The organism is Streptomyces sp. NBC_01317 (assembly GCF_035961655.1).
In the GTDB taxonomy this organism is placed as follows: domain Bacteria; phylum Actinomycetota; class Actinomycetes; order Streptomycetales; family Streptomycetaceae; genus Streptomyces.
Genome location: NZ_CP108393.1, coordinates 3,516,041 through 3,536,102, shown reverse-complemented (window position 1 = coordinate 3,536,102; position 20,062 = coordinate 3,516,041). Strand labels below are relative to the sequence as shown.

General features: G+C 72.0%; 20 protein-coding genes. 13 read left to right on the top strand and 7 right to left on the bottom strand.

Going from position 1 to position 20,062, the window contains the following annotated elements; all coding sequences use genetic code 11:
• Window positions 1–166: 166 nt before the first annotated feature.
• The 6 genes from OG349_RS14970 to OG349_RS14945 all read right to left on the bottom strand — a co-directional run bounded on the left by OG349_RS14970 (window position 167) and on the right by OG349_RS14945 (window position 6,915).
• The gene (locus tag OG349_RS14970; protein WP_327235072.1) at window positions 167–826 is read right to left on the bottom strand and encodes a 4'-phosphopantetheinyl transferase family protein; all 660 of its coding nucleotides are present in this window, start codon (window positions 824–826) and stop codon (window positions 167–169) included.
• Between the two features lie 75 nt (window positions 827–901).
• Window positions 902–2,515, bottom strand: a complete 1,614-nt coding sequence (locus tag OG349_RS14965) for an MFS transporter (RefSeq protein ID WP_327235071.1) — start codon at window positions 2,513–2,515, stop codon at window positions 902–904.
• Between the two features lie 6 nt (window positions 2,516–2,521).
• Window positions 2,522–4,234 (bottom strand): FAD-dependent monooxygenase, encoded by a 1,713-nt coding sequence (locus OG349_RS14960; protein WP_327235070.1) that lies wholly within the window; start codon window positions 4,232–4,234, stop codon window positions 2,522–2,524.
• Window positions 4,231–5,421: a beta-ketoacyl synthase N-terminal-like domain-containing protein gene (locus OG349_RS14955; RefSeq protein ID WP_327235069.1), complete on the bottom strand. Its 1,191-nt coding sequence runs from the start codon at window positions 5,419–5,421 to the stop codon at window positions 4,231–4,233. Before OG349_RS14955 ends, OG349_RS14960 begins: the two co-directional genes overlap by 4 nt.
• Window positions 5,418–6,641, bottom strand: coding sequence for a beta-ketoacyl-[acyl-carrier-protein] synthase family protein (locus OG349_RS14950; RefSeq protein ID WP_327235068.1), 1,224 nt, complete (start codon window positions 6,639–6,641; stop codon window positions 5,418–5,420). The genes OG349_RS14955 and OG349_RS14950 overlap by 4 nt, the downstream gene beginning before the upstream one ends.
• Window positions 6,634–6,915, bottom strand: coding sequence for an acyl carrier protein (locus OG349_RS14945; RefSeq protein ID WP_327235067.1), 282 nt, complete (start codon window positions 6,913–6,915; stop codon window positions 6,634–6,636). Before OG349_RS14945 ends, OG349_RS14950 begins: the two co-directional genes overlap by 8 nt.
• 550 nt (window positions 6,916–7,465) lie before the next feature.
• On the opposite strand from OG349_RS14945, the gene OG349_RS14940 reads away from it, so the two are divergent.
• From OG349_RS14940 to OG349_RS14895, 10 genes are all read left to right on the top strand, one after another.
• Entirely contained in the window at window positions 7,466–8,425 is a 960-nt protein-coding gene (locus tag OG349_RS14940) for a hypothetical protein (RefSeq protein ID WP_327235066.1), read from the top strand.
• 26 nt (window positions 8,426–8,451) lie between these two features.
• Window positions 8,452–9,438, top strand: coding sequence for a ScbA/BarX family gamma-butyrolactone biosynthesis protein (locus OG349_RS14935; protein WP_327235065.1), 987 nt, complete (start codon window positions 8,452–8,454; stop codon window positions 9,436–9,438).
• Window positions 9,435–10,103, top strand: coding sequence for an HAD-IA family hydrolase (locus OG349_RS14930; RefSeq protein WP_327235064.1), 669 nt, complete (start codon window positions 9,435–9,437; stop codon window positions 10,101–10,103). The genes OG349_RS14935 and OG349_RS14930 overlap by 4 nt, the downstream gene beginning before the upstream one ends.
• Window positions 10,100–10,804 (top strand): 3-oxoacyl-ACP reductase FabG, encoded by a 705-nt coding sequence (gene fabG, locus OG349_RS14925; protein ID WP_327235063.1) that lies wholly within the window; start codon window positions 10,100–10,102, stop codon window positions 10,802–10,804. The genes OG349_RS14930 and fabG overlap by 4 nt, the downstream gene beginning before the upstream one ends.
• Before the next feature lie 16 nt (window positions 10,805–10,820).
• Window positions 10,821–11,249 carry a hypothetical protein gene (locus tag OG349_RS14920; RefSeq protein ID WP_327235062.1) on the top strand — a complete coding sequence of 143 codons (429 nt, stop codon included), beginning with the start codon at window positions 10,821–10,823 and terminating at the stop codon, window positions 11,247–11,249.
• 48 nt (window positions 11,250–11,297) lie between these two features.
• A complete protein-coding gene (locus OG349_RS14915) occupies window positions 11,298–12,278 on the top strand; it encodes a quinone oxidoreductase family protein (protein WP_327235061.1) in 981 nt (326 codons plus the stop codon).
• Window positions 12,279–12,328: 50 nt separating this feature from the next.
• Window positions 12,329–13,507 carry an aminofutalosine synthase MqnE gene (gene mqnE / locus OG349_RS14910; protein WP_442806253.1) on the top strand — a complete coding sequence of 393 codons (1,179 nt, stop codon included), beginning with the start codon at window positions 12,329–12,331 and terminating at the stop codon, window positions 13,505–13,507.
• 17 nt (window positions 13,508–13,524) lie between these two features.
• Window positions 13,525–14,058: a GNAT family N-acetyltransferase gene (locus tag OG349_RS14905; protein WP_327235059.1), complete on the top strand. Its 534-nt coding sequence runs from the start codon at window positions 13,525–13,527 to the stop codon at window positions 14,056–14,058.
• 24 nt (window positions 14,059–14,082) lie between these two features.
• The gene (locus OG349_RS14900; RefSeq protein ID WP_327235058.1) at window positions 14,083–14,382 is read left to right on the top strand and encodes a DUF4229 domain-containing protein; all 300 of its coding nucleotides are present in this window, start codon (window positions 14,083–14,085) and stop codon (window positions 14,380–14,382) included.
• 172 nt (window positions 14,383–14,554) lie between these two features.
• Window positions 14,555–15,196, top strand: a complete 642-nt coding sequence (locus OG349_RS14895; protein WP_327235057.1) for a TetR/AcrR family transcriptional regulator — start codon at window positions 14,555–14,557, stop codon at window positions 15,194–15,196.
• Window positions 15,197–15,328: 132 nt separating this feature from the next.
• Here OG349_RS14895 and OG349_RS14890 read toward each other — a convergent pair whose 3' ends face one another.
• The gene (locus tag OG349_RS14890) at window positions 15,329–15,532 is read right to left on the bottom strand and encodes a cold-shock protein (protein WP_003967102.1); all 204 of its coding nucleotides are present in this window, start codon (window positions 15,530–15,532) and stop codon (window positions 15,329–15,331) included.
• 433 nt (window positions 15,533–15,965) lie between these two features.
• On the opposite strand from OG349_RS14890, the gene OG349_RS14885 reads away from it, so the two are divergent.
• The 3 genes from OG349_RS14885 (at window position 15,966) to mqnC (ending at window position 20,062) form a co-directional block, all read left to right on the top strand.
• The gene (locus OG349_RS14885) at window positions 15,966–16,778 is read left to right on the top strand and encodes a menaquinone biosynthetic enzyme MqnA/MqnD family protein (RefSeq protein WP_327238580.1); all 813 of its coding nucleotides are present in this window, start codon (window positions 15,966–15,968) and stop codon (window positions 16,776–16,778) included.
• A 101-nt stretch (window positions 16,779–16,879) separates the two neighbouring features.
• Window positions 16,880–18,721: a serine/threonine-protein kinase gene (locus tag OG349_RS14880; protein ID WP_327235056.1), complete on the top strand. Its 1,842-nt coding sequence runs from the start codon at window positions 16,880–16,882 to the stop codon at window positions 18,719–18,721.
• Window positions 18,722–18,847: 126 nt separating this feature from the next.
• Window positions 18,848–20,062, top strand: a complete 1,215-nt coding sequence (gene mqnC / locus OG349_RS14875) for a cyclic dehypoxanthinyl futalosine synthase (RefSeq protein WP_327235055.1) — start codon at window positions 18,848–18,850, stop codon at window positions 20,060–20,062.

Here is a 20,062-nt window from a genome sequence, read left to right as displayed (position 1 = left end):
GGTGAGCCGCCCGACCTGACACATCGTGCAGGGGGAGTCTAGGGGAAACGGATTTCCGCACTCGATGTCGTACCTCACGACGATGTGCGGCCCGACGTCAGTCCTTACTTCTTCATTACCCGTTGATACGGCAGGTCAGGGCGTTCCGCAGGCCGTTCGGGCGCTGTTAAGGCAGTGTCACCAGTTGACGAAAATCTGATGTCGAATGGAGGCGTATCCGGACGGGGTTGTTCCGTCCGGCGCGGTCCGTCGCGACCGCGGCGGCGTATCCGTCGTACGGCCGGGGCAGGGCCAGGTCCGCCGCGGGCCAGAAACGGTGATCCAGTTGTGCCCTCGCGGCCGCCGAGAGGCCGAGTCCCGATGCCTTGACGGCCGCCTCCAGCCGGGTCCAGGAGCGGAATCCGTCGTTCGGGTCGGGGCACGGCCGGCCGAGGACCCGGGACCAGTCGACCCCGGGGCGTACGTGTTCCAGGTCCACGCCGACCTCGGCGCCCGGCGCGCGGACGGCGAGCAGGGCCAGTTCGTGCGAGCGGGAGAGGCTGACGGCGGGTCCCGGGCACCAGCCGAGTACGTAACCGGGCTTGCCGCGCCAGGCGTTGCGTACGTGGGTCAGCTCGGCGGGCTCGCACGTCAGGTAGCCGGCCACGATGTCCCTGGCGGCGAGGTGGGCGGCTAGGTAGCGGCGGCGCGCGGCGGGTTTCCGCAGGCCCAGCCGGTGGGCGCGTTCGCGTTCGTACGCGCCGAGTTCGGGGAGGCGGGCCTCGTGGAGGGCCGGGTCCGTGTCCAGGGGGACGATCCAGAGATCGGTGGATTCGGGCAGGGGCATGTCCTGTTCCCTTCTGGTACCCGCCAGGTCCCCGGTGCGCGGGGTGCGCGCTCCGGGGACCTGGGGGAGGGGGGATCAGTCGTCGACGAGGGTCCGTTCGAGCGCGGCGCCGTCCGCGTCCACGGGCCGCGAAGGGGCCTGCTTGCCCGGCTCCCCGGCGGCGGCGGGGCGGTCGGCGAGCATCCGGTACACGACGACGGCGGTGACGGCGCAGAGCGCGGCGGACGCCCACAGCACGACGCGCAGCGCGTCCGTGTGGCCCTGCGACAGGAAGTCGCCGAAGCCGTCGCGCAGGGCGGCCGGGGCGTCCTTCACCACACCGGCCACGTCACCGCTGGCGACCCGGTCGGCCGTCGTGGAGGCGGACTCGCCGCCCTTGGCGACGTACTCCGACAGCCCGTCCGAGATGCGCGAGCGGATCATCGAGGCGACGGCCGCGACCATCACGACGGCCGCGATGGCCTCGCTCGCGAGGCGGATCGTGTTGAACATGCCCGCCGCCATGCCGGCCCGCTCGGGCGGCACGGTGCTCACGGCGGCGCCGTCGAGGACGCCCATGATCAGGCCGACACCCATACCGGCGACGAGCAGCGGCCCGGCGAGGCCGAGGACGCCGATGCCCGGGTGGACGACGGTGAGCCAGGCGCAGCCGGCCGCGATGAGGAGCAGGCCGAGGCCGAGCACGACCCGCATGTGGACGCCGGAGGCGACGAGCCGGCCGCCGATCAGGGGCAGGAAGAGCACGGGTCCGGTCAGCAGCAGCATGATCAGTCCGGCGCCCTGGCTGCTCTCGCCGTTCGCGCCGATCAGGTACGCGGGCAGGACCAGCAGCAGTCCGATGAAGCCGAACGAGAAGGCGACGTTGAGCAGGTTCACCGAGAGGAAGCGGCTCTCGCGGAACAGCGACAGGTCGAACATGGGGCTCTCCTGCCTCCGTTCCACCAGGGCGAACGCGACGACCAGCAGGATCGACCCGGCCAGCAGGATCAGCACGGTCGGGCCGGCCCAACCGCTCTGCGGGCCCTGGATGATGGCCAGCGTGAACAGCACGAGCGCGAGGCTGAACGTGATCGTGCCCGGCCAGTCCACGCCGCCCGCCTGCGGGTTGCGCGATTCCTGGAGGAACGGCAGCCCCAGCATGGACAGGACGACGAGGGCCAGGTGCGCGTAGAACACCGACTCCCAGCCCAGCGCGCCGACGAGCAGCCCGCTGGTGGTCGGTCCGAGCGCGAGGCCGGAGCCGAGGGTGACACCGGCCACGGCGAACGCCTTGGCCCGCGCGGCCCCGTCGAAGCTGGACGCCACGATCGCGGTGGCCGAGGTCATCAGCGCGGCGGCGGCGACACCGGCGACCCCGCGGGCGATGTCGATCACGATGACACTGGGCGCGAGGACGGTCGCCACGAGCGAGACCGCGTACAGGCCGGTGCCGAAGGCGAACATCTTCTTACGGCCGATCAGGTCGGCGAGTGAGCCGGCCACCATCATCAGGCTGGCCGCCATCACGTTGTACGCGTTGACCACCCACTGGAGCGAGGCGAGACTCCCGCCGAGTTCGCGCCCGATGTCGGGAAGGGCGACCGGTGTGCCGCTGACGCCGAGCGGCACGATCAGTACGCCGAGACACACGACGAGCAGGGTGAGCCCTGGGCGGGGCCCGGCTTCGAGCCGGGCGTCGGGGGTGGACATCAGGATTCAGACTCCTTCTTGAACGGGTTCCGCCCGTGGAGGTACGAGGCGGAGTTCCTGGAACAGCTCGGGTCCGCCCGGCGGGCGGACCGCGGAGACCACCGCGTCCGGGCGGACCAGGACGACGGTGGGGGTACGTACGGAGAGGGCGGCGTGCACGCGGCCCCCGGGGTCCGCGAGGACGCGCACCGGGCCGGTGGTGCCTTCCGCGCCGGACACGCCCGTCCTGGCCGCCGAGACCAGGACCGTGCGGTGGCCGGGGCCCGTCAGCCCCTCCGCGAGGACCCGGGCCCGCGCGGTGCGTGCCGCGTCCCGGCCGTCGGCGGCCAGGACCAGCAGCACGGGCCGGCCGTCGTCGAGCAGGTCGTGCAGACGCGGTACGGCGGTGCCCGGCGCGGTCGTACGGTCCGGGGCGAGCGCTCCCGTACGGTCCGGGGCGAGCGCTCCCGTACCGTCCGGGGCCAGTGGGACGTCCGGCAGCCGGGCGCCCTCCCGCAGCCGTCCCCTGGGGCGGCCCGGCGCGGCGTGCACCAGCGAGAGCTGGGTCTGGCGCGGGGTGATGAACCGGTCGAGCAGACCCGTGCGTTCGCCGATGCCCAGCGCCCGGTCCCGGACGTTCCTGCGCCAGCCGCGCATCGTCCACAGCCGCGTCTGGAGGTCGGTGTCGCTCAGCACCTCCAGCGCGACCGCGCGGCGCTCGCGCTCCCAGCGGTCGAGGACGTCGGCGGAGCGTTCGCCCCGTACCACCCCGCCCAGCGGCCCGGCCAGGCTCGCGGCGTCCTCTATGCCGGTGTTGAGGCCCTGGCCGCCCGCCGGGCTGTGGATGTGGGCGGCGTCGCCGACGAGCAGCACCCGGCCCTTCCTGAACCGGTCCGCGATCTTGCGGTGGACCCGGAACACCCCGGTGCGGTGCTCGCCGGTGAGGCGGATCGGGACGGGGCAGCGCTCCGAGGCGGCCCGCTGGACCTCCGCCCGTATGTCGTCCGCGATCTCCGCGTTCGGGGCGAGGCTGGTGAAGACGCGGAAGTTGCCGCCCGGCAGCCCGACCACGACGAGCACACCCTTGGCCGTCATGAAATAGTGCGCCTCGTCCTGGGCCAGCGGGGTGTCGCACACTCCGTCCGACAGCAGGAACTGCTGGGGGTACGTCTCCCCCTCGAAGCCCGTGCCGACGGCCGCGCGGACCGTGCTGTGCGCGCCGTCCGCCCCGATCAGCCAGTCCACGCGGGCGCGTTCGGTGGAGCCCTCGCCGTCCGTCAGTTCGACGGTGACGCCGTCGGGGTCGTCGGGGGACTGGGTGACCGAGGTCAGTTCGACGCCGAACTCGGTCTTCCCGCCCAGCTCCTCGAACCGCTCCCGCAGGGCGAGTTCCGTCTCCTGCTGCGGCAGGGACACGGCGAACGGGAACCGCGTCTCGGGCACCTTGCGGAAGGTCAGCCGGGCGACCCGGCGGCCCGCCGAGTGGTAGTTCTGCGCGTGCAGCGGCAGCCCGCGCGCGAGTATCCCGCCGCCCGCGCCCAGCCGGTGCAGCGCCTCCAGGGCGCGCGGCCACAGCGTGATGGCCTTGGCGTGGGGGTTGGGGCGGTCGGCCCGGTCGATCAGCCGGACCCGTACCCCCTGCTGGAGCAGGGCCGTGGCCGCCGTGAGCCCGACCGGGCCCGCGCCGACCACCAGGACCCCGGAGGGGCCCGAGGAGTGTGCCGCGGCGTCCGTCGTCATGTTCCCTCCCCGGTCCGTACGACGAGGCAGGCCACGTGGCCGTCCTGGCCGATCCCGGTGACGAGGGAGAGCTGTCCGGGGGCGGTACGGGCGAGGACGGCGGCGAGCTGGAACGCGCCGTCCGCGCTGTACGCCTCTCCCGTGACCTCCTTGACGCGCAGTTCGGTGACCGTACGGCCGCCGAGGGCGCGGCGGACCGCGCGCCGCTCCGCCTCCTCGAACCCGACGAGGCCGGTGGCGCCGAGCGAGACGGTGCCGACCTCGGCGGGGTCGACGCCGGCGCGCTCCAGGGCGCGGGTGACGCACCCGGCGAGCACGGACGTCACTCCGGGACGTACGCCCTCCGGGGAGAACGCCGTCTCGCTCGCCAGCAGTTCGGCGAGGACGGGGGCGCCCTCCCGGCGGGCCGCCTCGGCGTCCTGGACGGCGAACAGGGCGCAGCCCTCGCCGACGGGGAAGCCCTGGGCGAGCGCGCCGGACGCGGCCCAGCCCCACGCGGTCTGCGGGCACAGCTCCTCGACGCCGCCGACGAGCAGCCGCTCGGCGTGGCCGCGGTCCAGGGCGTTGCGGGCGTACCGGAAGGCCGCCAGGGCCGCGGTCGTCCCGCCGGAGAGGGTGGCGTTGATGCCGTGCAGCCCGTTCCAGATGGCGATCTGGCCGGTGCAGGAGTTCATCACCGTGTTGGGGAAGGCCGCCGCGTCGACCAGGAAGGGCCGGTCGTGTACGTGGGTGTCCCGGGCGAACTCACTGCTGCTGCGGACACTGCCCGACGTGGAACCGAGCACCACACCGGTGGTGTTCCACGCCGGGTCGGTGTCGTCGCCCACGGGCGGACCCGCCGCCGTGCGCAGCAGCGCGCAGGCGGCGAGTCCGAGACCGGTGGTGCGGTCGAGGTGGCGGGTCCGCTTGCGGCCCACGTGGTCGGCGAGCCGGAACTCCGGCACCACCCTGATGTTGTCGGGCAGCCCGTCGGGCTCGGAGGGCCCGAGGGGCAGCTCCGCCGGGTCGGAGCAGGGCTCGGTGGCGCCGCGCAGGGCGTCGGCCAGGGCGTCCAGGCCGACGCCCGCCGGGGAGATGACACCGAGCGCGGTGATCGCGAGGGGCCGGACGCGGGGGAGCGTACCGGCGGACGGGGCGGTCGCGGGAGTGGGCGTGGCCGAGGGGGCGGTCGCGGTGGAGCTCGTCATGACACCTTCCCCAGGATGGTGATCGCGTTGTTGCCGCCGAAGGCGAAGCCGTGGTTCTGGGCGATACGGACCTCGGCGGGGCGCGCCGTGTTGGGCACGGGGTCCAGGCCGGGGCCGAGGGCGGCGTCGACCTCGCGCAGGTTCGCCGTGGGCGGCAGGAAGCCCTGCTCGATGGCCTTGCAGCAGAGGAGCGCGCCGAAGCCGCTGGCGGCGCCCATGGTGTGGCCGAGCATCGACTTGATGGAGCTGATGGGCGGCAGCCGGTCGCCGAACACCTCGCGTACGGCGGCGACTTCGGTGAGGTCGTTGGTGGGCGTGCCCGTCCCGTGCGCGCAGATGTAGTCCACCTGGTCGGTGGTGATCCCGGCGCTGCGGTGGGCCCGGCGGATGCACTCGGCGACGCTGCCGGAGTCGGGGTGGACCATGTGCTTGGCGTCGCAGCTCAGCCCGTAGCCGAGGACCTCGGCGTAGACGCGGGCGCCGCGTGCCAGGGCGCGGTCCAGGGGTTCGAGGAGCAGGGCGACGCCGCCCTCGGCGGTGATGATGCCGTCGCGGTCCTTGTCGAAGGGCCGGCACACCTCTTCGGCGAGGGCGCCCAGCCGCAGGAATCCGGCGTGGGTGTAGCGGTTCACCGAGTCGGCGCCGCCCGCGAGCATGTAGTCGGCCTCGCCGGTGCTGACCAGGTCGGCGGCGTAGCCGATCGCGTAGTTGCTGGCGGAGCACGCGGTGGGGATGGTCTGGGCCTCGCCGGTCAGGCCGAGTTCGGTGTTGACGGCGGCGGCGATGCGGCCGGCCGGCACCTGCGCGACCAGTCCGGGGTCGAGGCTCTTGAGGCCCTCGCCGATCCACTGCCGGGTGAGCCGGTCCACCACGGGTGCCTCACCGCTGGTGGTTCCCATCGCGGATCCGGCACGCGTACGGGAGAGTTCGGTACGGTCCAGGCCGGCGTCGGCGACAGCCTGGGTGGCCGCCGCGGCGGCCAGGAGCGCGGACCTGCCCCAGCGCTCGGGGTCGAGCGTGCGCAGGGACGCGTGCGCGTCGAAGTCGGGTACCTCGCCGGCCATCACCTGAGGGAAGCCGGTGGTGTCGAAGGAGCGGGCCGGGGAGATGCCGCTGCGGCCCTCCCGTACGGCGGCGGCGAGGGTCTCGGCGTCCTTGCCGAGACTGCTCACCGCGCCGAGCCCGGTCACCACGACACGTCGGGGGCCGAGGTCAGACACGCTCGGCCCCGGAGAGCGCGATGACGTGGTCCGCAAGAGTACGCAGGTCGACGAGGTTCTCCGCCTCCTCGACCGGCACGGATATGGTCAGTTCCTTGTCGATCCGCGCGAGTATCTGGATCAGCGCCAGCGAGTCCGCGTCGAAGTCCTCGACGAAACGGGCGGCCGGGTCGATGGCCGCCGGCTCGTCCTCCAGCTCCAGCTCCTCCGCCACGATGACCCGGACACGCGTGAGGATTTCGTCGGACGACAGCGTCACAGCCTTCTGAGACATGGTGGATCCCCCTCTCGCCGCCGGCGTATTTCACCGGCCGCAGAAGGAAATTAGGCAGGTGGCGGCGGCCACGAGAAGGGTTTTGCTCCCAAGGCGCCGGTTGCTGTTCCCCAGGCGGTAGGAGGCGGGTCCGTAGGGCGTACCACCCGTGCCTCTTCCGGGACACCTCCCGATGTCACTTTCGAGGCAGTGCGGAATCTGTTGGTGGTACGGCCGTTGAGGAGCGGACCGGCGCCTCAGCATGCTGATTCCCGCGAGCGTCCGTACGTATGTCCGTGCGCGGCGGAGAAAGGGAATCCGCGGAACAGAATCCAGGAAAGGGAGAACGATGTCCTCGACAAGCAGGGGAAGCGCCGGAACGGAGCCAGAGATATCCGGCGGCATACCCGGCGACCCGCAGGCCGTGGCAGTAAAGGAAAACAATTCCCCCACCGACACTACCCGCCCTACCGACCCCATCGACCACACTGGTCACACATTCGGCCACGGGACGGGCAAAGGCGTCCGGCTCCCTCCGCTGCACGGGCCGCTGACCGCTTTCTCCTTGTCGATGGGCGTGCTGAGCCTGGCCACCCTCATCGGTCTCGCCGCCGACGACCGGATTCTCAACGGCGCGCCGATCTGGCTGAAACCACTGCACTTCGCGTTCTCGCTCGCCGTCTACAGCGCCACCCTGGCCTGGCTGCTGCCCCGGATCCGCCGCCACCCCCGCACGGCGTGGTGGGCGGGGACGCTGATCGCCGTCAGCTCCCTCGCCGAAGCGGTGATCATCTCCGTGCAGGCGTGGCGGGGCACGTACAGCCACTTCAACACCCTCACCCCGACGAACACCGCCTTCATGAACAGCATGACCGTCGCGGTGATCGTCCTGTGGACCTCCAACTTCGTGGCCGCCGTGGTCGTGCTGCGCGACCGGTCGCTGGCGCGGCCGCTGCGCCTGGCCGTACGGCTCGGGCTGGTGCTCGCGGTCGTCGGCATGTCCCTCGGCTTCCTGATGAACATCCCCACCCCCGAGCAGCAGCAGGCCGTCGACGCCGGGCTGCCCACCCTCGTCGGCGCCCACAACGTGGGGGTGGACGACGGCGGTCCCGGCATGCCGCTCACCAACTGGAGCACCGTCGGGGGCGATCTGCGGATTCCGCACTTCGTCGGCATCCACGCGCTCCAGGTGATCCCCCTGGCGGGCGCCGCCCTGGCCCTGGCGGGGCGCCGCCGTACCACCCGCGACGAAGAGCCCGGCGACGGGGCCGGCTTCGGAGCGGTCCTCGCGGACGAGCGGATTCAGGCCCGCCTCGTCCTGATCACGGGAGCGGCCTGGGCCGGCCTGCTCGCCCTGGTCACCTGGCAGGCACTGCGCGGCCAGTCACTCGTCCACCCCGACGCCGTGACCCTCGGCGCCCTGGGAGCGCTCGTCCTGGCGGTGGCCGCCGCGACGGCGGTCGCCCTGCGCCCGGGCGCCCCGCGCTCCGGCGGCCCGCGTGTGCCCGCCTCCGCCGTGCGACATCCATGACGGACGAAGAGAGACCGAGACCGCACATGTCCGAGAACGCAGTCGGTACGCTCACCGAACCGCCCTTCCACATACGCTTCGCCCACACCGTCGACCGCCATCTGGTCCACCGGGCCGCCGTGGCCGAGGTGTTCGTGACCGACACCCGCCAGATCGGTGAGTCCGTCTATCTCGCGGGCGCCCAGACGCCGCTCTCGCACAGCTACTACAACGACCACATCCAGCGGGGCGCCCTCACGGACGTCCTGCTGGTCCTCGAAGCGTGCCGGCAGGCGGCCGTCTGCGGGGGCCACACCTTCCTCGACATCGCGATGGACACGTCGTTCCTCGTCAACGAGGTGTCGGTGCAGCTGCGCAACCCCGAGGCGCTGCGGACAGGTAGCGACCCCGGCGAACTCCAGCTCCTCACCGAGTACCCGGCGGTACGGATGAAGGGCGGCCGGGTCCGGCAGGTGGGCGTCGAGCAGGAGCTGACCTTCAACGGCGCGGCCGTGGGCGTCTCGTCCATGCGGGTCAGCGCCATGACGAAGCACGAGTACGGGTCCTTCCGCACCTACCAGCGCGGGGGCGTCGCGCCCTCCACGCGCGAGGTGCCCCGGCCCGACCGCTCGGGCATCCTCGCCCCCGCCCAGGTCGGCCGTACATCACCGGGCAACGTCGTCCTGGCCGAACCGGTCTTCGACGCCGGGCGTCTGACGGCCCGGCTGCTGCCGGACTTCGACAACCGCAGTCTCTTCGACCACCAGTACGACCACTTCCCGGCCATGACCCTGCTGGAGGGCGCCCGGCAACTGGCGCTCCTGGCGGCGTTCTGGAGCGGCCGTCAGCTGTCGGTCACCCATGTGCTGGGGATGGACGCGGCGTTCCTGCGCTTCGCGGAACTCGACGCGCCCGTCGTGCTCAGCGCCGAGATGCCCGGGAGCGGCGAGGACACCGTGGATGTGGCGTTCCAGCAGTCGGGCCGGAGCGTGGCCACGGCGTCCGTACGGCTGCACGGGGAGGCGAAGGCATGACGAGCGCCGAGAAGACAGGCGAAAAGACCGACGGGACGACCGGCGTCCGCGCCGTCTGGACCGACTTCCGCGGTGTCCTCACCCCGCCGCTGCCCTGGGCCGTCGCCTCCTTCTGTGAACCCATGGGCCTGGAGCCCGCCGCGCTGCACGCGGCGATGCGCACGGTCGGCCGCCGGTACGGCACCGGCTCGATGGCCCCGCTGGACACCCCGCTCGTGGACGAGGACGAGTGGGGCCGGCAGGTCGAGGCCGCGCTCCTGGACGAGTTCGGGATCCGCGCCGACATGTCCGGCTTCGCCGAACGCTGGTTCGCCGACCGGCGCGTCAACCGGCCGTGGATCGACGAGCTGGAGCGGATTCGCGACGCGGGTGTCTTCGTGGGCCTGCTTTCCAACATGCCGCCCGGCTGGGACCCGTACTGGCGGCAGATGGTCGACCCCGGCCTCTTCGACGCCCTGGTGATGTCGTTCGAGACGGGGTGCCGCAAACCCGACCGGGAGATCTTCGACCTCGCCGCACGGCGCTCCGGGATTCCCGCGGCACAGAGCCTCCTCGCCGACGACCTGGCGGAGAACTGCGAGGGAGCGGTCCTGGCCGGCTGGCACGGGCTGCACTTCACCGACACCGCGGATGCCGTCCGCGTACTGCGAAAGGAACTGGCATGAGCCGCACCGTTCTCATCAGCGGGGGCAACCGGGGCATCGGACTCGCCGTGGCGCGGTCGTTCGCCGAGGCGGGCGACAAGGTGGCCGTCACCTACCGCACCGGCGCCCCGCCGCCCGGCCTGTTCGGGGTGGCGTGCGACGTCACCGAGGAGGAGTCCGTCAAACGCGCGGTCGCCGACGTGGAGGCCCAGTACGGCCCCGTGGAGGTGCTCGTCGCCAACGCGGGCATCACCCGGGACGGCCTCCTGCCGATGATGAGCGAGAAGGACTTCAAGGACGTCCTCGACACCAACGTCATGGGCGCCTTCCGGCTCGCCAAGCACGCCACCGGCGGCATGCTCAGGAAGCGCTGGGGGCGGCTGGTGTTCATGTCCTCCGTGATGGGCTCGCTCGGCTCGCCGGGACAGACCAACTACGCCGCGTCCAAGAGCGCCCTGGTGGGCCTCGCCCGCTCGCTCGCCTGGGAGCTGGGGGCCCGGAAGATCACCTCCAACGTCGTCACCCCGGGCCTGATCGAGACCGACATGATCGAGCACATCACCGACGGCCGCAGGTCGGAGCTGATCGGCAACACCCCGCTGCGGCGCACCGGGACCGCCGACGAGGTGGCGGCGGTCGTACGGTTCCTGGCGAGTGACGCCGCGTCGTTCGTCACCGGGGCCGTGGTTCCGGTGAGCGGCGGCATCGGCATGGGCCACTGAACGGTCGGTTTCCACCATGGAGCACAACGACGTGCACCGGGACGGCGGGACACCCACTGGGGGGCCCGTCGTCCTGATCGACTGCACCCCGCGTACCGGCATCACCCGCCAGGACCTGGAGGTGCTCGACCGCTGGACACCGAACGGCGTGGGACGGGACCCCGAGGCCGTGGCCGGCAAGGAGCGGCGGCTGCGGCACATCGCCCGCACGCTCTACGAGTCGTGGCTCAGGCCGCTGCGCGTACGGTCGGAGGACGTCGGCGGCGGATTCGTGTTCACCCACCCCGCCGCCGGCGTGACCGTGCTGGAATGCTGCGCCCGGCACACCCTGCACGTGGACGTGTGGGACACATGTGACCGGTTGCGGGTGCTCGCGGGCGGGGATCTTGAGGAGAAGGCAGGACGATCCGAGCCACCTGCCGTCGCGCACCTGCCGGTGACCTGAGCACCTGACACCCGGGCGCCCGCGCCCGCCCCCGAGTGAGGAGACAACGTGCGCATCGTGCGCCACCACGAGTACGGCCCGTCCAAGGTCCTGGTCACCGAGGAGGCGGAACAGCCCGCGTACGGCCCCGAGGACGTCCTCGTCCGCGCCGAGGCGATCGGCGTCGACCACGCCGACGTACAGCGCAGGCTCGGCACCTTCCCTCTCGGCCCGCCGCCCCTCCCGCACTGCCCGTCCACGGACGTCGTCGGCACGGTCGTCGCGGCCGGCGACCGCGTGCGCGAGGTCACACCCGGTCAGCGGGTCGTCGTGTGGAAGGCGCGCAACGCCTACGCGGAGTACGTGGCGGCGCCCGCCACGCACCTCCTGCCGCTGCCCGAAGGACTGGACCCCGCCGAGGGCACGCTCCTCGGCTCCACCGGCCGGGTCGCCGTCCACCTGCTCCGTACCGCCCGGGTCGCCGAGGGCGAGACGGTCCTCGTCCACGCGGGCGCAGGAGCCATCGGGCACATCGCCGTCCAGGCCGCCCGCGCGCTCGGCGCCGCCCGCGTCATCGCCACGGCGGGCTCCCCGGCCAAGCGCGACTTCGCCCTCTCCCTCGGCGCGGACGCCGCCGTCGACCACACCGCCCCCGACTGGCCCGAGCGGGCCGCCGAGGCGGCCGGGCCCGGCGGGGTCGACGTCGTCCTCGACGGAATCGGCGGCCGGCAGCTCCTGGACGACGTCAAGCTGCTCGCCCCGTACGGCAGGCTCGTCTTCTACGGCGCCTCCGGCGGCGACACCGCACAGCCCTCGATCCCTGTCCTGTCGCTGATGGGCATGCGGCAGGTCATGGGCTTCAGCATGCCCACGCTCCTGGGCGGCCGGCCCGAGGAGGCGGCGGAGGGCGTACGGCTCCTGCTCCGCTTCGTACAGGACGGATCCGTACGGCCGGTCGTCCACGCGCGCGTCCCGCTGGCCGAGGCGGCGCGCGCCCATGACCTGCTCGAAGAGCGGAGGAGCATGGGGCGCGTCGTTCTCGTGCCGTGAGGGGCGTAGGCTCGACAGGCCCGATTGGCAGACATATGGGAGGCGGCCTGATGACTGCATCTATTCAAGATGTAGGTCTCAAGCGCGAGCTGGAGCAGAAGGTCCGGGCGGGAGAGCGGCTGTCCCGCGAGGACGGTATCGCCCTGTACGAGACGGACGACCTGGCCTGGCTCGGCGGGCTCGCCCACGAGGTGCGGACGCGGAAGAACGGCGACGTCGTCCACTTCAACGTCAACCGCCACCTCAACATGACCAACGTGTGCACCGCGTCGTGCACGTACTGCTCGTTCCAGCGCAAGCCGGGCGAGAAGGACGCGTACACGATGCGCATCGAGGAGGCCGTCCGCCTCGCCACCGCGATGCGCGGCGAGAACCTCACCGAGCTGCACATCGTCAACGGCCTGCACCCGACCCTCCCCTGGCGCTACTACCCGCGCTCGCTGAGCGCCCTCAAGGAAGCCCTCCCCGAGGTCTCCCTCAAGGCGTTCACCGCCACCGAGATCCACCACTTCGAGACGATCTCGGGCCTCTCGGCGTCCGAGATCCTCGACGAGCTGATCGAGGCGGGGCTGGAGTCGCTGACCGGCGGCGGCGCGGAGATCTTCGACTGGGAGGTCCGGCAGCACATCGTCGACCACCACACCCACTGGGAGGACTGGTCGCGCATCCACCGCCTGGCCCACGCGAAGGGGCTCAAGACCCCGGCGACGATGCTGTACGGGCACATCGAGGAGCCCCGCCACCGCGTCGACCACGTGCTGCGGCTGCGGGAGCTCCAGGACGAGACCGGCGGTTTCCAGGTCTTCATCCCGCTGCGCTACCAGCACGACTTCGTGGACATGAAGGACGGCAAGATCCGCAACCGCCTCCAGGCCCGCACCACCATGGCCACCGGCGCGGAGGCGCTCAAGACCTTCGCCGTCTCGCGGCTGCTCTTCGACAACGTCCCGCACGTCAAGGTCTTCTGGGTGATGCACGGCGTCCAGACCGCGCAACTCGCCCTCCAGCACGGCGCGGACGACATGGACGGCTCGGTGGTCGAGTACAAGATCACGCACGACGCGGACAACTACGGCACGCCCAACAAGCTGGGCCGTGAGGATCTGCTCGACCTGATCCGCGACGCCGGCTTCCGGCCGGTCGAGCGCAACACCCGTTACGAGATCATCCGCGAGTACCCGGGGCCGGACGCCGACCGCCGCGAGTCCCCGCAGCCCATGCGGCTCTGAGTCCGGAGAACAGAGGGATGTCGCTCATATTCGAACTGGATCCGGCGGTGGACCGCACCCTGCACGACGGACTCGTCGCGCTGTGGACGGATGTCTCCAACGCCGGCGGCTCCGTCGGCTTCGTGCCGCCGGTGACCGGCGACGACGTACGGCCCGAGCTGGTCAAGCACCTCACCGCGATGGCGGAGGGGCGCTGCCGGCTGCTGGTCGGGTACGACGAGGGGGGCGCCGTCGCCGCGACGGCGTTCCTCACGCTCAACACCCACCGGCTGATGCGCCACTGGCTCTGGCTGTACACGGTGATGGTCCACCCCCGGCACCAGGGCCAGGGGTACGGCCGTGACCTGATGGCCGCCGCCGCGGACGCCGCCCGGCGCGTCGGGGGCATCGAGGCGATCCGCCTCACCTGCCGCGGCGGCACGGGCGTCGACCGCTTCTACGCGTCGTGCGGCTACAAGGAAGTCGGGCGGGTGCCCGACGCGATCCGGGTCGCGCCCGGTGACGACCGCGACGACATCGTCATGTTGCTCCCGCTCCACCACCCGTACTGAACGCGGGAAGAGAGAAGGCCTGTTGTGACCCTCGCTAATCCGAGCCCCACCCTCCGCTACACCGCGATGCGGATCGGCGTCTTCATGGGCTGCCTCGTCTTCTCCGCCGTGCTCGTCCACTTCGGCGTGGTCCCCAAGGGCTTCGGCGACTCCAACGTGATCTGGGTGCTGCTCCTCGCCCTGGTCCTGTCGGCCCCGCTCAGCTTCGTCCTGCTGCGCAGGCAGCGCGACGCGATGTCGGCGCAACTGGTCGACAAGGTCGCGGGCGCGCGCGCCAAGCTGGAGGCCAGCAAGTCCCAGGAGGACGGCGCGGCGCAGAGGTAGGGCCTGTCCGGCGCGGTTTCCTCACGCCGGGCCGTCGTTCACATGTCCGTCAAGTCGTAGGCTTATCAGGCCTACCGGGCAGTTCGGCGGCAGCGGGGGAGGGATGTCTGACGTGGGTGTCGTACGTGCTTCCAGAAACAGGCGCTTACCCCGGGCGGTACGGGAGCGGCAGATGATGGACGCCGCCGTACGGGTCTTCGGGCAGCGGGGTTACCGGGCCGCGTCGATGGACGAGATAGCCGAACTCGCCGGGGTCTCCAAGCCGCTGGTGTATCTGTACCTGCATTCCAAGGAAGAACTCTTCACCGCCTGCGTCCGGCGTGAGGGAGAGGCCCTGATCGAGGCGGTACGGGCGGGCGCGGAGCCGGGGCTGCCGGCCGACCGGCAGCTGTGGGCGGGGCTGACGGCGTTCTTCGCGCACACGGCGGACCACCCGGACGGCTGGGCGGTGCTGCACCGCCAGGCCCGTACGCACGGGGAGCCCTTCGCCGGGGAGGTGACCCTGCTGCGGGAACGGCTGGTGGCGTACGTCGCGGAGTTGGTGGAGGCGGCGGCCGGGGAGTCGCGCGCCGCTGTCCCGTCCGGTGCCCCGGGCGCCGTTTCGCCCACCCCCTCCGACCTCGGCGGGCGGGATGTGACCGGTCTGGCGCAGGCGCTGGTGGGGGCCGCGGAGTCGCTGGCGGGCTGGGCGAACGACACCCCGAGCGTCTCGTCGCGGGAGGCCGCGGCCACGCTGATGAACTTCGCCTGGACCGGGCTCGGCGGCCTGATGGCGGGGGAGCGTTGGTCGGCGGGGGCGGACGCGGACGCGTAGGCCGGCTCCCGGACACGACGCCCGGATACGCCCCCGGCAAGGGCAGGAGCCCTGCTTTCCCCACCCGAGTGGGGGACGCAGGGCTCCTTGGGTACTGCTCTTCAAGATCTTCGCGATCGCCTACCCGGAAGACTAGGCCGGGGTGACGTTCTCCGCCTGGGGACCCTTGGGTCCCTGAGTGACGTCGAAGTTCACGACCTGGTTCTCCTCAAGGGAGCGAAAACCGGACGCGTTGATCGCGGAGTAGTGGACGAAGACATCCGGGCCGCCGCCGTCCTGGGCGATGAAGCCGAAGCCCTTTTCAGCGTTGAACCACTTGACGGTTCCGGTAGCCATAAGCCCTCCTTGGGCCAAAGGGTTGCCCTGCTCCAGAACCTGCAAAGAAGTCTGAAAACTACAAAAGCCTGCGGGTCACATGCTCCGCAGGCTCTGTACTGCAAGGGAAACCAAACTGCAACTTGCGGCGAGCCTAGCACGCAGCGTGTGCGCAGCGGTAGAGGGAAAGATCACTTCACCCGGACGTTTGACAGGGGCCCTGACGTGCTGACGGGAGACACGCGGGACGCGCGCCGGACACACCCGGGAAGCCCCCGGAGCGGGCCCCCGCAGGGGCCGGGTCTAGCCTCGGGATGTGGACAGTCCCGAAGGAATCGCAAGCGCAGAGGCCGCCGGATCCGATCATGGAGACCACGGGGACGGGGCCCATGGAGAGTACGGAGACCACGCGGACCACGCCGGCCACCGTCGTAGCCGGCCGCGCGTCGGCCATATCCAGTTCCTGAACTGCGTGCCCCTCTATTGGGGGCTCGCCAGGACCGGAACCCTGCTCGACCTGGAGCTCACGAAGGACAGCCCGGAGAAGCTCAGCGAGCAGCTCGTCCGGGGCGAACTCGATATCGGGCCCGTCACCCTGGTCGAATTCCTCCGCAACGCCGACGAACTCGTCGCATTCCCCGATCTGGCGGTCGGCTGCGACGGGCCCGTCATGTCGTGCGTGATCGTTTCGCAGCTGCCCCTGGAGAAGCTGGACGGGGCGCGGGTTGCCCTCGGCTCCACGTCCCGTACGTCGGTACGGCTCGCCCAGCTCCTCCTGGAGGAGCGGTACAAGGTGACCCCCGACTACTTCACCTGCCCGCCGGACCTCGGCGTGATGATGCAGGAGGCCGACGCGGCCGTCCTGATCGGCGACGCCGCCCTGCGCGCCTCGCTGCACGACGCCCCGCGGCTCGGCCTCCAGGTCCACGACCTGGGGCTGATGTGGAAGGAGTGGACGGGCCTGCCGTTCGTCTTCGCCGTCTGGGCGGCCCGCAAGGACTACCTGGCGCGGGAGCCCCTGGTCGTACGGAAGGTGCACGAGGCGTTCCTCGCGTCGCGTGACCTGTCCCTGGAGGAGGTCACGAAGGTGGCCGAGCAGGCGGCGCGCTGGGAGTCCTTCGACGCGGAACTGCTGGAGCGTTACTTCACGACGCTCGACTTCCGCTTCGGCGAGGACCAGCTCGCGGGGGTACGGGAGTTCGCCCGCCGCACCGGCCCGGCGACCGGCTACCCGGCGGACGTGCACGTGGAGTTGCTCCGGCCGTGACCCCTTGGTTCCGCCCCTGACACCCGCGGGCCTGGGGGGCGTTCGAAAGACCCCCTACGCTGCTCCGTACGAACGCGCGCGAGGCTGAGGGGGACAACAGCATGCAGCCGTTGGAGGCAGGCGAGGAGACCATCGGGCCGTACACGCTGCTGCGCAGGCTCGGGGCCGGCGGGATGGGCCGGGTGTATCTCGCCCGCTCCACGGGGGGCCGTACGGTCGCGGTGAAGGTCGTCCACCCGCACTACGCGGCGGACGAGCAGTTCCGGGCCCGGTTCCGGCGCGAGGTGGCCTCCGCGCGGCTGGTGGGGACGGGGCCCGGCGCGCACCGCTGGTCGGCGCCGGTGCTCGACGCCGACCCCGAGGCGGCCGTCCCGTGGGTGGCCACCGGCTATGTGGCGGGGCCCTCGCTGACCCAGGCGGTCGCCGGCCACGGGCCGCTGCCCGGGCGGTCCGTCACGGCGCTGGGCGCGGGCCTGGCCGAGGCGCTGGCCGCGGTGCACGGGCTCGGTCTGGTCCACCGTGACGTGAAGCCGTCGAACGTCCTCCTGGCCCTGGACGGCCCCCGCCTCATCGACTTCGGCATCGCCCGCGCCACCGACGGCACCGCTTCCCTCACCGCGACCGGTATGTCCGTCGGGTCGCCCGGCTACATGGCGCCCGAGCAGATCATCGGCAAGGGTGTGACCGGCGCCGCCGACGTCTTCTCGCTGGGCGCGGTGCTCGCGTACGCGGCGACGGGGGCGGGCCCGTTCGCCGGGGACTCGTCCGCCGCGCTGCTCTACAAGGTGGTGCACGGGGAGCCCGAACTGGGCCCCATGGAGGGTGCGTTGCGCGACCTGGTCGCGCACTGCCTGGCCAAGGACCCGGCCGCGCGCCCCACCCCCGCCGAGGTCGCGCGCCGGCTCGCGCCCGGCGGGGCCGAGCGGGCGGTGGCGGCGGGCTGGCTGCCGGGGCCGCTGGTGGAGGAGGTCAGCCGGGCGGCGGTGGCGATCCTGGACCTGGACGTGGTGCCGCGCGCCTCCGGATCCGTACCGGCCGCCGCGCAGCAGCCGGTGGCCACGGGGCCGGTGCCGTTCACGCAGGCGTCGACGGGGGGAGGCGCGACCACCGAGGGTGCGGCAGGCGGGGGTACGGCCGAGGGGGGTAGGGCCCCGAGCGCGGTGACCGGCTTCGGCGGTCAGGCGCCCGCGCTGGGGGTCTTCGGACCGCCGACGGAGCCGCCGCAGGACGCCTCCGTACCGGCGCGGCGGCCGCACGACGGCGGGTTCTCCGTGTCCGTGTCCGGCGACACCGGGCGCCAGGAGGGGCGCGGGGGCCGCAAGGTCAGCTGCACGGTGGTGCTGGCCGTGGCGGGCGCGCTGGCGGCGGTGACCGTGGGCGGCGGCTTCCTCCTGAATCAGTTGCAGGACAACAACAGGTCCGACACGGCCCAGGGCGGGGGGAAGACCGACTCCACGTCGAGCGCCCCGGCCACCCCCGGGCGTCCGGCACCGTCGCCCACCCCGTCGGGCTCGTCCCCGGCCTCCGATTCCCCGGCCCCCGACTCCCCCTCCGCCTCCGCCTCCGACGACCCTGAAGGACCCGCCCCCGGCGCCGGCTCCGTACCGGACGAGCTGATCGGGACGTGGGACGGCTCCATCACCTCCGCCGGAATCCCGGCCGGCACGATGAAGGTGGTCATCAAGAAGGGCACGACCGGGGAGCAGGTCGGCACGGGTGAACAGACCGACATCCTGGGGAACTTCACCTGCCAGGACCTCTTCACCCTCACCGGGGCCGAGGACCGCGCGATCGTCGTCGACGTCAAGAGCGGCCCGCGCAGCCAGAGCCTGTGCACGGAGAGCTCCAAGGGGCTGCGGCTCTCGCTGGAGAAGGACGGACTGCACTACGACTCCGACGACGCGGCGGCCGGGAACCCCACGGGCGTCCTGACGAAGCAGTAGCGGCACGGGGTGAGCGCGACCGCAGGCGGTCGCCGACCTGCGGCGCGCCCCCGCGGCCCGGGCGGGCCGCGGGCCTGGCGTACGCTGGATCGGCCGCTGTACCCCCCTTGGGAAGGACCCGCCCCGGTGACCGAGAAGGCCGACCTCACGTCCGAATACGTCACTGGTGTCCTCGACCGTGCGGCTGCCGGGGGCCGTATCACCCCGGAAGAGGCGCTCGACCTCTACCGCTCCGCGCCGCTCCACGCCCTCGGCTCCGCCGCCGACGCGGCCCGCCGGCTGCGCTACGCCGGGACCGAGCACATCGCGACGTACATCATCGAGCGGAACATCAACTACACCAACCTGTGTGTCACGGCGTGCAAGTTCTGCGCGTTCTACGCCGCGCCCAAGGACACCGAGAAGGGCTGGACCCGGGGCCTCGACGACATCCTGCGCCGCTGCGCGGAGACCGTGGAGCTGGGCGGCACGCAGATCATGTTCCAGGGCGGCCACCACCCGGACTTCGGCGTCGAGTACTACGAAGAGCACTTCGCGGCCATCAAGAAGGACTTCCCCCAGCTGGTCATCCACTCCCTCGGCGCCTCCGAGGTCGAGCACATGGCCCGCATCTCCGGCGTCTCCGCCGAGGAGGCGATCCGCCGCATCCACGCGGCCGGGCTCGACTCGTTCGCGGGCGCCGGCGCCGAGCTGCTGCCCGCGCGGCCCCGCAAGGCCATCGCGCCGCTCAAGGAGTCCGGCGAACGCTGGCTGGAGATCATGGAGATCGCCCACGGCCTCGGCGTCGAGTCGACGTCCACGATGCTGATGGGCACGGGCGAGACCAACGCCGAGCGCATCGAGCACCTGCGGATGATCCGGGACGTGCAGGACCGCACGGGCGGCTTCCGCGCCTTCATCCCGTACACGTACCAGCCCGAGAACAACCACCTCAAGGGCCAGACGCAGGCCACGCTCTTCGAGTACCTGCGCATGATCGCCATCGCGCGGCTCTTCCTCGACAACGTCGCCCACATCCAGGGCTCCTGGCTGACCACGGGCAAGGAGGTCGGCCAGCTGTCGCTGCACTACGGAGCCGACGACCTCGGCTCGATCATGCTGGAGGAGAACGTCGTGTCGTCGGCCGGTGCGAAGCACCGCTCCAACCGGCTGGAGATCATCGACCTGATCCGCAAGGCGGGCCGCGTCCCGGCGCAGCGCGCCACGACGTACGAACACCTCGTCGTGCACGACGACCCGGCGAACGACCCCGTCGACGACCGGGTCCAGTCGCACATCTCCTCGACGGCGATCGAGGGCGGCACGGCCCACCCGGAGCTGAAGCTGCTCGCCTCCAACTGA